Source organism: Microbacterium sp. CH-015 (assembly GCF_049707015.1).
In the GTDB taxonomy this organism is placed as follows: Bacteria; Actinomycetota; Actinomycetes; order Actinomycetales; family Microbacteriaceae; genus Microbacterium; species Microbacterium aurum.
In genome coordinates this window covers 55,346-67,067 of record NZ_JBNAFJ010000004.1, presented here as the reverse complement: position 1 = coordinate 67,067, position 11,722 = coordinate 55,346, and the positions used below count along the sequence as shown (strand labels likewise).

Here is an 11,722-nt window from a genome sequence, read left to right as displayed (position 1 = left end):
GAGTCCCGGTGGTGTCAGTCTTCGTCGGTCAGGTAGTCGGCGTACGCCCCCAGCGTCAGGAACGTCGGGAAGTCGTCGCCCAGGGCCACGGTGCGGAAGATCTCGGCGGCGTCGTCGAACCGGTCGCCGTCCCGACGCTCCACTTCGCCGAGCACGCGGGCGATGAGCTCCTCGATATACTCCCGGGTGATCTTCGTGCCGTCCTCGGTGGAGCGGTCCTGGTGGATCCACTGCCACACCTGTGAGCGGGAGATCTCGGCGGTCGCGGCATCCTCCATCAGGCCGTCGATCGCGACGGCGCCGAGGCCCCGCAGCCAGGCCTCGATGTAGCGGATCGCCACCGACACGTTCGCGTAGACGCCGCCGGCCGAGATCGGCAGGCCGATGTGCACGTCGATGAGCTGCGATGCCGTCACCTCCACCTCGGGGCGCTGGCGGTCGATCTGGTTCGGCTTGTCGCCGAGCACCGCGTCGAACTCCGCCTGCGCGACGGGGATGAGGTCGGGGTGGGCCACCCACGTGCCGTCGAAGCCGTCGCCCGCCTCGCGCTTCTTGTCGGCCGACACCTTCTCGAACGCCAGTGCCGTGAGCTCGGGGTCGCGTCGGTTCGGGATGAAGGCGCTCATGCCGCCGATCGCGAAGGCGCCGCGCTTGTGGCAGGTCTTCACGAGCAGCTCGGTGTAGGCCCGCATGAACGGCACCGTCATCGTCACCTGGCTGCGGTCGGGCAGGACGAACCGGGCGCCGCGGCCGCGGTAGTTCTTGATCATCGAGAAGATGTAGTCCCACCGGCCCGCGTTCAGGCCCGCCATGTGATCGCGCAGCTCGAAGAGGATCTCCTCCATCTCGAAGGCGGCCGGCAGCGTCTCGATCAGCACGGTCGCGCGGATCGTGCCGTGCGCGATGCCGAGGTACTCCTCGCTGAAGCTGAACACGTCGTCCCACAGCCGCGCCTCTTCGGCCGATTCGATCTTCGGCAGGTAGAAGTACGGGCCGACGCCGTTCTCGATCAGCCGCTGCGCGTTGTGGAAGAAGTACAGGCCGTAGTCCACGAGCGAGCCGGATGCCGCGAGCGTGCGCCCGGTGCGGTCGGTGAACTCGATGTGCTTCTCGGTCAGGTGCCAGCCGCGCGGACGCATCACGATCGTCGGTGTGCGCTCGGCGGTGACCTCGTACACCTTGCCCTCGGGGGAGGTGTAGCGCAGCTCGCCGCGGATCGCGTCGCGCAGCGACAGCTGGCCCTCGATGACGTTCTTCCACGTCGGGCTCGTCGCGTCCTCCTGGTCGGCGAGCCACACCTTCGCCCCCGAGTTCAGGGCGTTGATCGTCATCTTCGGGTCGGTCGGACCCGTGATCTCGACGCGGCGATCCTCGAGGCCCGGGCCGGCTCCCGCGACCTGCCAGTCCGCGTCCTCGCGGATGTGGGCGGTGTCGGCGCGGAACTGCGGGTCGTGCCCGTTGCCGATCTCGAACCGGCGGCGCATGCGGTCGGCGAGGCGGTCGTGGCGGCGGCCGGCGAAGCGCGCGTGCAGCTCGGACAGGAACGCGAGCGCGTCGGGCGTGAGGATCTCGTCGTAGCGGTCACGGAGAGGGCCGGTGACGACGATCGCGCTCGTCGGGATCGGCCCCGTCGTGGGGCGGGTGGTCTCGTCGGGGGCGATGCCCGTCGCGGTCGGAGTCATGGCCTTGCCTTCCTTCCTGGTCAGTGCTCCCCGGCTCGGTTGCTGAGCCTGTCGGAGCGTCGTGGCATCCACTCTGGGTGAAGATTCGGTATCGCCCCGACAGAATCCGGTGTGAAGTTTTGCCGATCTTCTTCTTCTGTGACACACTTCGGGACATGACGAACGTCGATGTTCTCTCCAGGGCAGATTCCGAGACCGCTGAGCCGGATGCCGACGCACTGACGATCGGGCGGCGCATCCGCCAGCTGCGCACGGCGCGCGGGATGACCCTCGACGAGCTCGCGGCGGCGGTCGAGCGCGCGCCCAGCCAGCTGTCCATGATCGAGACGGGCAAACGCGAGCCGAAGCTCACCCTCCTGCGTGCGATCGCGAAGGCGCTCGGCGCGACCGTCGACCAGCTGCTGGAGGCGGAGACCCTCGACGAGCGGGCGACGCTGGAGATCGCCCTCGAGCGGGCGATGAAGGGGCAGACTTTCCGGGCGCTCGGCATCGAGCCGTTCCGCATCGGCAAGGCGATCCCCGACGACGCGCTGCGCGCGATGCTCGCGCTGCAGGGCGAGATCGAGCGGCTGGGCGACGAGCGCTCGGCGACCCCAGAGGAGGCGCGCCGCGCCAACGTGGAGCTCCGCCACCTGATGCGGCGACAGGACAACTACTTCCCCGAGCTCGAGGAGCACGCGCGGGCCATCCTCGCGGCCGTTGATCACCCCGGCGGGCCGCTGACGCAGCGGACGGCGTCGGATATCGCCGCCCACCTGGGCTTCTCGCTGCACTATGTCGCGGACCTGCCGGCCTCGACCCGCTCGGTCGCGGACATCAAGCACGGCCGGCTCTACCTCTCCAGCACGGTTCCCGCGAAGGGCGACTCGCGCACGGCGGTGCTGCAGGCGCTCGCGAGCCGCATCCTCGGGCACAGCGAGCCGCGCTCCTACGCCGAGTTCCTCCGCCAGCGGGTGGAGACGAACTACCTCACCGGGGCGCTGCTCATCCCCGAGGAGCATGCCGTTCCCGTGCTGCAGGACGCCAAAGCGCGACGCGCCCTGTCGATCGAGGATCTCCGCGACGCGTACTCGGTCTCGTACGAGACCGCCGCCCACCGCTTCACCAATCTCGCGACGCAGCACCTCGGCATCCGCGTGCACTTCCTGAAGGTGCACGAGTCGGGCACCATCACGAAGGCGTACGAGAACGACGACGTGAACTTCCCCTCCGACCGTCTCGGATCGATCGAGGGGCAGCTGTGCTGCAGGCGCTGGACCAGCCGCGTCGTGTTCGACATCCCCGACAAGTTCAACCCGTACTACCAGTACACCGACACGGGGAACGGGACCTACTGGTGCACCGCCCGGGTCGAGGGGTCGAGCGAGGGCGCGCACTCGGTGTCGGTAGGGGTGCGCTTCGACGACACGAAGTGGTTCCTCGGGCGGGAGACGACCAACCGCGGCGTCTCGCGGCACTCCGTCGAAGTCTGCTGCCGCCGCGCGCCCGCCGAACTCGAGACCCAGTGGCGCGACCAGGCGTGGCCGAATGTGCGGACGCCCCGCACGCTGCTCGCGACGCTGCCGTCGGGGTCGTTCCCGGGCGTGGACACGACCGATCTGTACGAGTTCCTCGAGGCGCACGCTCCGCGGGCGTGACGGCGCGGAGGGATGCCTCTCCTTGCTAGCGCCGCGGGAGCAGCCTGCCTAGCGTGGGACCATGACCACCCAGACCGCCCCCGGCGGACACGCAGGAGAACCCCATCGGCAGGGTCTGGCCCAGCGTCTGAACTGGCTCCGTGCGGGCGTACTCGGCGCCAACGACGGCATCGTCTCGACCGCCGCCGTGGTCGTCGGCGTCGCGAGCGCGACGTCGGACGTGCTGCCCGTGCTGCTGGCGGGGTCGGCCGCGCTCGTCGGCGGCGCGATCTCGATGGCGCTCGGCGAGTACGTGTCGGTGTCGAGCCAGCGCGACAGCGAGCGCACCTTGATCGAGAAGGAACGGCGCGAGCTCGCCGAGGAACCCGAGGCCGAGCTCGCCGAGCTCGTCGGCCTGTATGAGCAGCAGGGCCTGTCGCACGCGACCGCCACGGCCGTCGCCACCGAGCTGACGGGGAGGGACGCGCTGAAGGCGCACCTCGCGATCGAGTTGGGGATCGACCAGGACGACGTCGTGAGCCCGTGGCACGCGGCACTGGCATCCGCCGTCGCCTTCTTCATCGGCGCGCTGCTGCCGATGGCGACGATCCTTCTGCTGCCGCATCCGGCCCGGATCGTGGCCACGTTCGTGGCGGTGCTGCTGGCGCTCGCCGTCACCGGCTACCTCGCGGCGTGGATCGGCGGATCGCCGCGCGGCCGCGCGGTCATCCGCACGGTGATCGGCGGCGCGATCGCGCTCGCGGCGACGTTCCTCGTGGGCTCGATCTTCGGGACGGCCGCCGGCTGATCAAGCCGTCTCGCATGCATCTCCTATGCGAACGATGAGAGGCGCGTTTTCTTGGTCTCGTCTGGGAGAGTGCTTACGACGCTCGGGGGATGACCTCACACGCGCCCGCCGCGCCGTTCGTCTCCGCCGGAGCCGCTGACCGGACCATCTCGCGGCCCCTCATCCCGCGGGCTCGTGGCACGCACCGCGCGCAGTGGAACATCGCGGCGACAGCCGTCATCTGGGCGACGAGTCTGTTCGTCGCGGCGCTGTGGGTCGCCGGCGGCGGCGTGCAGAGCCTGCTCGCCGGGGGAGGGGAGACGCTCACGACGCTCGGCCGCATCACGGGACTCGTCTCGGCCAATCTGCTCCTGTACCAGGTGCTCCTGATGGCGCGCGTGCCGCTGTTCGAGCGCGGCTTCGGCCGTGATGCCATCACGCGCATGCATCGCTGGGTCGGCTTCTGGTCGTTCTGGCTGCTCCTCGCGCACATCGTGTTGCTCGTCCTCGGCTACGCCGTCACGGCGGGCGTGAACCCGCTCGCGCAGGCATGGGACTTCGTGTGGAACTACCCCGGGATGCTCCTCGCCACAGCGGGCACGGCACTTCTTGGGATGATCGTCGCGACGAGCATCCGTCGCGCCCGTCGCCGCCTGCGCTACGAGTCCTGGCATCTGCTGCACCTCTACGGCTACCTCGGGGTCGGGCTCGCGATCCCGCACATGCTGTGGACGGGTGCGGACTTCCTGACGTACCCGCTCGCGACCGTCTACTGGTGGACGCTGTGGGCGCTCGTCGCGGCATCCGTCATCGTCTTCCGCGTGGCCGCGCCGCTCTGGCGCTCGTGGCGTCACGACATCCGGGTGCACCAGGTGGTCCGCGACGGCACCTCGGGCGTCGTCGTGCGGATGCGGGGGCGGCGCCTGGAGCGGCTCGGTGCGCGCGGCGGACAGTTCTTCGTCTGGCGCTTCCTGGACGGTGCGGGGTGGACGCGCGGACATCCGCTGTCGCTCGCGACCGACCCGTCGCGCGGTGAACTGGTCGTCGCGGCCAAGATGGTCGGCGACGGCACCCAGCGGCTGGCCTCGCTGCGGCCCGGCACGCGAGTGCTCGTCGAGGGCCCGTTCGGCCACCTGACGGGAGACGTGCGCAAAGGGCGCAAGCTGCTGATGCTCGGGGCCGGAGCCGGCGTCTCCCCGCTGCTGTCGATCCTCGAGTCCGAGCCCTACGCCCCCGGCGAAGCGATCCTCGTGACGCGCGACCACACCGACGAGGATGCGCTCCGCACGGATGCCGTCGCCGACCTCGTGCGACGTCGCGGCCTGCGGCACTTCCGGCTCATCGGCCCACGCCTCCCGGAAGGGTCGACCTGGCTCCCCGCCGCGCACGCCGACTGGCGCGGCGCGGACCTCATCCGCCACCTCGCGCCGGACCTCGAGGACTACGACGTGTTCGTGTGCGGTCCGCTGCCCTGGATGTCCGCGGTGCGCGCCGACCTCGACGCCGCAGGCATCCGAGCGGATCGCGTGCACACCGAAGCCTTCACCATCTGACGCCGACAGGAGAAGACCATGAAGAAGATCGCCTACGGCATCCTTGCGACCCTCAGCGGGCTCGTCCTGCTGTTCAGCTACCGCACCTCGCTCGGTGAAGCCGTCGTGGCGTCGCCGGCGTCGGACGGCGCCTCGACGGTCGTCGACTCGGCCGCCGCCACGACGTCGGGCGCGTCGTCCGCCACGAGCACACCGAGCGAGTCGAGCACGCCGAGCGCCACGAGCACGCCGAGCGCCACGAGCACGCCGACCGAGTCGAGCACGTCGGCGTCCACCTCGGCGCTCGCCGATGGCACGTACACGGGATCGGCCGTGAACACCCGCTACGGTCCGGTGCAGGTGCAGATCACCGTGAGCGGCGGCCTCATCACCGATGTGCAGGCCGTGGACTACCCCGACGGCAACGGGCGCGACCGACAGATCAACGCGCGGGCGATCCCCATCCTCGTGTCCGAGACCCTCGACGCGCAGTCCGCCGAGATCGACTTCGTGTCGGGGGCGACGTACACGAGCGACGGCTATCAGCAGTCGCTGCAGTCCGCACTCGACGAGGCCGCGGCATGACCGGGCGCCGCGTCTGGACCGTGCCCTGCATGGGGACGGTGTTCAGCGTCCACCTGACCGGTCGTGTCGACGCCGTGACGGCGGATGCCGCGGTCGCGGGTTTCGCCGCCGAGATCGCCGACATCGAGCGCGTGTTCTCGCCGTTCCAGGATGACTCCGATGTCTCCCGCATCCGTCGCGGTGCCCTCAGCCTCGAGCGGGCGGACCCGCGCGTGCGCGAGGTCGCGGCCGCGTGCGAGGTGGCCCGCGAGGTGACGGAGGGGCGGTTCAGCGGAGCGTGGCGCGGCGGCTTCGATCCGACGGGGTACGTGAAGGGATGGGCCGTGGACCGCGCGGGCGCCCGCCACCTCGAGCCGCTGCTGCAGGATGCGGGTGCCGCGGCGGTCGGTGTGGGGGCGGGGGGCGACGTCCGGGTGTGGACGGCGCCCGAGTCGACCTGGTCGTGGCGCATCGGCATCGCCGACCCGCACCACCCGGGGGCGGTGCTGGCCACGATGGAGGTCAGAGACGGCGCGGTCGCGACGTCGGGCTCAGCCGAGCGCGGCGCGCACATCGTCGACGCACGGACAGGCCTGCCCGCCGTCGGCGTCCGCAGTGCCACGGTCGTCGCCGCCGACCTCGCCACCGCGGATGTCTGGGCGACGGCGGGCGTCGTCGCCGGAATGGCGGATGTGTCCTGGATCGGCGCACCGGGCATCACTGCCGGAATGCTCGTCGCCGAAGACGCCACGGTGCGGCGCTGGACGCACGGCGTCGAGGTATCGATGATCGCCGCGTGACCTCGAGTGCCGTCACGCCCTCGGAAGCGTCAGGAGGAAGGTCGACCCCGCGGGGGAGGAGTGCTCGATGGTGACCGACCCGCCGGCTGCGACGGCGGCCTCCCGGACCAGGGCAAGCCCCAGACCGAAGCCGCGGCGGCGGCCCGCTTCGGGCCCCCTCGCGAAGCGGTCGAAGATGCGCTCCCGGTCGGCGTCGCTCACGCCGGTGCCCGCGTCGGAGACCCGGATCAGCACGTCCCGCGTGTCGGTCTCCGAACCGAGGGTCACGGTCGATCCAGCCGGCGCATGCTGGATGGCGTTGTCGAGGAGGGCGACGCAGACCCGCGTGAGCGTCGTCGGTGCCATCGGCACCGCCATCGTGCCGCCCGCCTCCACCACGAGCTGCACGTCGGCCGCCTCCGCGAGCGGCGTCACCGTGCGCACCGCGGCGTCGAACGCCGCGACGACCTCGCCCACGTCACCCCTGGCTGCCCCTTCCGCGGCGAGGAGCATGTCGGTGAGGACGTCGTCGAGGACATCCACGTCGGTGCGCAGCGCCGAGATCGTGGGCTCGACCGGATCGCCGCGCTCGTAGCGTCGCTGCAGCGTCTGCACCCGCGCCGAGAGTGCCGTCAGCGGTGTGCGCATCTCGTGACTCGCGTCGGCGACGAACGCGCGCTGCAGGCCGAGCGCATCGGCCAGCGGGCGCACGGAGCGACGCGCGGCGAGCCAGGCGATGGCGGCCAGGAGCACGACCCCGATCGCGCCGAGGGCGATCACCCAGGGCAGGATCCCGTCGAGGTCGACAACGATGCGGTCGCCGTCGAGGCCCGGATGCCTCGTGCCGCCGTGGTGATCGTCCGGGCGGGCCGTGAGCAGCAGCACCGCGACGAGGATGCCGACGCCTGCGGTGATCACGACGGCGGCGCCGATGGCGACGAAGACGCCCACTCGCCGTGCCGCAGTGCGGATCCGAGCCTCGTCCGGCGCCGTGCTCATCGGGCCGCCGCCGCACGATAGCCGACCCCGCGAACGGTCTCGATCGTGTCGGGCGAGGTCTTGCGTCGCACGTAATGGACATAGGTGTCGACGGAGCTGAGGGCGTCGTCCGAGTCGAACACGGCACGCAGGATCTCTTCGCGGCTGAAGACGTGGTCGGGACTCTCCGACAGCAGCGCCAGCAGGCGCGTCTCCGTCGGCGTCAGCGCGACCCGCTCGCCCCCGGGGCCGTAGGCAGCCGAGGCATCCGGCAGGAAGACCCACTCGCCGAGCGAGCGACGTCGCCCGTCCAGACGGTGCCCCCGGACAAGGGCGCGCAGCCGCGCGAGCAGTTCGTCGAAGTCGAACGGCTTGACGAGGTAGTCGTTCGCTCCGGCATCCAGACCCTCGACGCGGTCCGCGACGGCGCCGAGAGCCGTGAGCAGCAGGATCGGTGTCGTGATGTGCGCGGTGCGCACGGCCTCGACGAGCGCGATGCCGTCCAAGTCCGGCAGGCGACGGTCGATGACCATCACGTCGAATCGCTCGGCCAGGGCACGCGCGAGCGCATCGCGCCCGCCGACGACGTGCACGACGTCGTAGACCTCGTCGAGGACGTCGGAGGTCATCACCGCGATCTCGGCGTCGTCCTCGACGTAGAGGACCCGCGCCCGCGGCAGAGCCTGCACAGCCACATCCACTCCTCTTCTCGACGCGTGCGCGTCGCTCAAGCCACTATCCACCCATGCGCGCGCCAAGACGGCGCCAAGAGTTCACCCGGGCCGCTCACGCGGCCGCGACGAGTGCGGCCCACAACTCCGCTCGCGCCGGGAACGACGTCAGGTCGACGGCCAGAAGCTGCTGTGCCTGCGCGATCCGCGCGCGGACGGTGTGGCGGTGCACGCCGAGGGCCTGCGCGGCCTCGTCGATGCGGGCGTCGTGGCTCAACCACGTCCGCACGGTCTCGACGAGCGCCGTGCCGTGCGCGGCGTCGTGGTCGCGCAGCGGCCGCAGGCGCGCGTCGGCGAGGGCGCGCCCGGTGGGGGAGTCGAGGCCGGCGAGCACGCCGCCCGCCGCGGCATCCGCGAACCGCGCGACGGTGCCCGGCGTCGCGCGCCGCAGCGCCGTCAGCGCCTGCTCGTGCGCGCGCGAGAACACGGCGTAATCCGCCGGGTCGGCGGCGCCGACGGTCGCGTCGAAGAGGTCCGCAAACGTCGGGAGCGTCTCGGCGTCGGAGGCGGGGACCACCACGACGAGGCCGTCGCCGCCGCGGCCGAAGAACAGCCCGCCGCGCCGCTCGCCGGCGCGTAGCTCCAGCCAGTCGACCGCCGCCGCCGACCGGGTGCTCGGCACCGTCGCGACCGCGACGGTCACCGGCGCCGCCGGCAGCGGTCCCCACAGCTCGCGTGACACGCGCCGCGCCAGAGTCGGGTCGTCGCTCAGCAGGGCGTGCAGCAGCCCGGCGCGCAGCGCCGTGCGCGCGCGGCCGAGTCCCACGTTCTGCTCCAGAGCGAGACCCGCCATCGCGATGACGGAGGTGACGACGCTGCGTCCCTCGAGGTCGAGTTCGGCGCCGACGATCGCGAGGAGCCCCCGCAGGTGGCCGCCGCGGCCGAGGGTCTGCAGCGTCACCCGGTGCCCAGCGATCTCCAGGGTCGACGCCGCCCGCGCGCCGCGGCGCAGCACGGCGCCGGCCTCCGCCGCGAGGGCGTCGGCGATGGCGCCGTCGGGGGCGGGGTCGGGCGCTGCGTGTGTCGGGCGGCCGGTCGCGTCGTACAGTCCCACCCAGGCGTCCAGCTGCCGGGCGAGCTCGGCGACCGTCGCGGCGAGCCCGTCGGGGCGGAGCGCGGCGAGCGAGATCGCGCGCTGCGCCGACAGCGCCCACGTCCGCCGCGCGTACGCCTGCGCGGCGATCGCCTCGGCGTTCGCGCGGGCGAGGGCGATGAACGGCGTGCGGTACGGGACCTCGAACAACGGCATCCCCTGGTCGCGGCATGCCTCCGCGAGGGCGGGCGGGATGCCGTCGCGCACCACCTCGGTGCCGAAACCCAGGCCGCGGACGCCGCGGGTACGCAGCCGGGCGACGTAGGCGCTGTACTCCACGGAATCGCCGTCGATGCCGCTCAGCGACGCGAACTGCGTGCCGGTCGTCAGGAGCAGCAGGTCGTCGGCGAGGAACGGCGTCGGATCGATGAGGTCCGAGGAGTGCACCCAGCGCAGCGGTTCGTCGAGCGCGTCGGCCGGCAGCGCCGCCTCGTCGGACGCCAGGCGCAGATCGAGGTCGCGGCGCGCGAGCAGGGCGCGGAGCGTGGGCTGGGGATCCGTCATCGCACCCTCTCGGTCCGGCTGTACACGGCGTATGCCGCCGTGCTGAGAATGTACACCGCGGCGGGTGCTCGCCCGGCATCCGCCGACATACGCTCGCGCCATGAGCATGACTGACAGCACCGTTCTGGGCGGCCCGACCCTGGTGCAGGAGCGCCGCATCGTCACGACCATCCCGGGCCCGCGCTCGCAGGAACTGCTCGACCGCAAGTCGGCCGCCGTGGCGTCGGGCGTCGCGCACACCGTGCCGATCGAGGCCGTGGCCGCTGGCGGTGGCGTCGTCGTGGATGCCGACGGCAACTCCCTCATCGACCTCGGCAGCGGCATCGCCGTCACGAGCGTCGGCAACGCCCACCCGGCCGTCGTCGCGGCCGTGCAGGCGGCCGTCGCGCAGATGACCCACACCTGTTTCATGATCTCGCCGTACGCGTCATATGTCGCCGTCGCCGAGAGGCTCAACCGCCTGACGCCGGGCGACCACGCCAAGAAGTCGGCGCTGTTCAACTCCGGAGCCGAGGCCGTCGAGAACGCCGTCAAGATCGCGCGCAAGTACACCGGGCGTCAGGCCGTCGTCGCGTTCGATCACGCCTACCACGGCCGCACGAACCTCACGATGGCCCTCACGGCCAAGTCGATGCCGTACAAGAGCGGCTTCGGCCCCTTCGCCTCCGAGGTGTACCGCGCACCGGCGTCGTACCCGTTCCGCGACGGCCGGAGCGGGGCGGATGCCGCGGCTCAGGCGATCTCGCTCATCGAGAAGCAGATCGGGGCCGACAATCTCGCCGCCGTCATCATCGAGCCGATCCAGGGCGAGGGCGGCTTCATCGTCCCCGCCGACGGGTTCCTCCCCGCGATCGTCGACTGGTGCCGCGCGAACGGCGTCGTCTTCATCGCCGACGAGGTGCAGACCGGTTTCGCCCGGACCGGCGCGATGTTCGCGAGCGAGCTGTTCGGCATCGTGCCGGACCTGATCACCACCGCCAAGGGCATCGCGGGGGGGATGCCCTTGGCGGCGGTCACCGGTCGCGCCGAGATCATGGACGCGACCCACGGCGGCGGGCTCGGCGGCACGTACGGGGGCAATCCCGTGGCGTGCGCGGCGGCGATCGCGGCGATCGACGCCTTCGAGAACGACGGCCTCATCGACCGGGCGCGGGAGATCGGGGGGATCCTCCGCGCCCGGCTCGAGTCGCTGCAGGCCGCCGATCCCCGCATCGGCGAGGTCCGGGGGCGCGGCGCGATGATCGCGGTCGAGTTCGTCGACCCCGCCACGAAGGCCCCCGACGCGGCCCTCACGGCCGCCGTCGCCAAGGCGGCGATCGCCGACGGCGTCATCGTGCTGACCTGCGGCACGTACGGCAACGTCATCCGCTTCCTGCCGCCGCTGACGATCGGCGCCGAGCTCCTGCACGAGGGACTCGACGTCGTCGCCGCCGCCCTCGCCGCCCACTGACCCGCC

10 protein-coding genes are annotated in these 11,722 nt (G+C 71.8%); 6 read left to right on the top strand and 4 right to left on the bottom strand.

Features of this window, described 5'->3' with window-relative positions:
• Nucleotides 1–14: 14 nt before the first annotated feature.
• Nucleotides 15–1,682, bottom strand: a complete 1,668-nt coding sequence (gene aceB, locus ACPYN4_RS08150) for a malate synthase A (protein ID WP_424446087.1) — start codon at nucleotides 1,680–1,682, stop codon at nucleotides 15–17.
• Nucleotides 1,683–1,837: 155 nt separating this feature from the next.
• Here aceB and ACPYN4_RS08145 point away from each other — a divergent pair, with 155 nt between their 5' ends.
• The 5 genes from ACPYN4_RS08145 (at nucleotide 1,838) to ACPYN4_RS08125 (ending at nucleotide 6,981) form a co-directional block, all read left to right on the top strand.
• Complete coding sequence (locus ACPYN4_RS08145) at nucleotides 1,838–3,319, top strand: helix-turn-helix domain-containing protein (protein WP_424446086.1); 1,482 nt, start codon at nucleotides 1,838–1,840, stop codon at nucleotides 3,317–3,319.
• A 61-nt stretch (nucleotides 3,320–3,380) separates the two neighbouring features.
• Entirely contained in the window at nucleotides 3,381–4,106 is a 726-nt protein-coding gene (locus ACPYN4_RS08140) for a VIT1/CCC1 transporter family protein (RefSeq protein WP_424446085.1), read from the top strand.
• An 89-nt stretch (nucleotides 4,107–4,195) separates the two neighbouring features.
• Nucleotides 4,196–5,638: a ferredoxin reductase family protein gene (locus ACPYN4_RS08135; protein ID WP_287271106.1), complete on the top strand. Its 1,443-nt coding sequence runs from the start codon at nucleotides 4,196–4,198 to the stop codon at nucleotides 5,636–5,638.
• 18 nt (nucleotides 5,639–5,656) lie between these two features.
• Nucleotides 5,657–6,202 carry an FMN-binding protein gene (locus ACPYN4_RS08130; protein ID WP_287271107.1) on the top strand — a complete coding sequence of 182 codons (546 nt, stop codon included), beginning with the start codon at nucleotides 5,657–5,659 and terminating at the stop codon, nucleotides 6,200–6,202.
• A complete protein-coding gene (locus ACPYN4_RS08125) occupies nucleotides 6,199–6,981 on the top strand; it encodes an FAD:protein FMN transferase (RefSeq protein WP_076689673.1) in 783 nt (260 codons plus the stop codon). Before ACPYN4_RS08130 ends, ACPYN4_RS08125 begins: the two co-directional genes overlap by 4 nt.
• Nucleotides 6,982–6,993: 12 nt before the next feature.
• Here the strand turns inward: ACPYN4_RS08125 and ACPYN4_RS08120 are convergent, their stop codons facing one another.
• The 3 genes from ACPYN4_RS08120 to ACPYN4_RS08110 form a co-directional block, all read right to left on the bottom strand.
• Complete coding sequence (locus tag ACPYN4_RS08120; protein WP_287271109.1) at nucleotides 6,994–7,959, bottom strand: sensor histidine kinase; 966 nt, start codon at nucleotides 7,957–7,959, stop codon at nucleotides 6,994–6,996.
• Nucleotides 7,956–8,633: a response regulator transcription factor gene (locus ACPYN4_RS08115; RefSeq protein ID WP_076689677.1), complete on the bottom strand. Its 678-nt coding sequence runs from the start codon at nucleotides 8,631–8,633 to the stop codon at nucleotides 7,956–7,958. The genes ACPYN4_RS08120 and ACPYN4_RS08115 overlap by 4 nt, the downstream gene beginning before the upstream one ends.
• 91 nt (nucleotides 8,634–8,724) lie before the next feature.
• Entirely contained in the window at nucleotides 8,725–10,266 is a 1,542-nt protein-coding gene (locus ACPYN4_RS08110; RefSeq protein WP_287271111.1) for a helix-turn-helix domain-containing protein, read from the bottom strand.
• Nucleotides 10,267–10,366: 100 nt separating this feature from the next.
• On the opposite strand from ACPYN4_RS08110, the gene gabT reads away from it, so the two are divergent.
• Nucleotides 10,367–11,716: a 4-aminobutyrate--2-oxoglutarate transaminase gene (gabT, locus tag ACPYN4_RS08105; RefSeq protein WP_287271112.1), complete on the top strand. Its 1,350-nt coding sequence runs from the start codon at nucleotides 10,367–10,369 to the stop codon at nucleotides 11,714–11,716.
• Nucleotides 11,717–11,722 lie beyond the last annotated feature (6 nt).

What these genes read in the sequence shown, in the direction of transcription:
- ACPYN4_RS08125 (WP_076689673.1), top strand. Translation starts at nt 6,199, where the DNA reads ATGACCGGGCGCCGCGTCTGGACCGTGCCCTGCATGGGGACGGTGTTC.
- ACPYN4_RS08145 (WP_424446086.1), top strand. Translation starts at nt 1,838, where the DNA reads ATGACGAACGTCGATGTTCTCTCCAGGGCAGATTCCGAGACCGCTGAG.
- gabT (WP_287271112.1), top strand. Translation starts at nt 10,367, where the DNA reads ATGAGCATGACTGACAGCACCGTTCTGGGCGGCCCGACCCTGGTGCAG.
- ACPYN4_RS08110 (WP_287271111.1), bottom strand. Translation starts at nt 10,266, where the DNA reads ATGACGGATCCCCAGCCCACGCTCCGCGCCCTGCTCGCGCGCCGCGAC.
- aceB (WP_424446087.1), bottom strand. Translation starts at nt 1,682, where the DNA reads ATGACTCCGACCGCGACGGGCATCGCCCCCGACGAGACCACCCGCCCC.
- ACPYN4_RS08120 (WP_287271109.1), bottom strand. Translation starts at nt 7,959, where the DNA reads ATGAGCACGGCGCCGGACGAGGCTCGGATCCGCACTGCGGCACGGCGA.
- ACPYN4_RS08140 (WP_424446085.1), top strand. Translation starts at nt 3,381, where the DNA reads ATGACCACCCAGACCGCCCCCGGCGGACACGCAGGAGAACCCCATCGG.
- ACPYN4_RS08135 (WP_287271106.1), top strand. Translation starts at nt 4,196, where the DNA reads ATGACCTCACACGCGCCCGCCGCGCCGTTCGTCTCCGCCGGAGCCGCT.
- ACPYN4_RS08130 (WP_287271107.1), top strand. Translation starts at nt 5,657, where the DNA reads ATGAAGAAGATCGCCTACGGCATCCTTGCGACCCTCAGCGGGCTCGTC.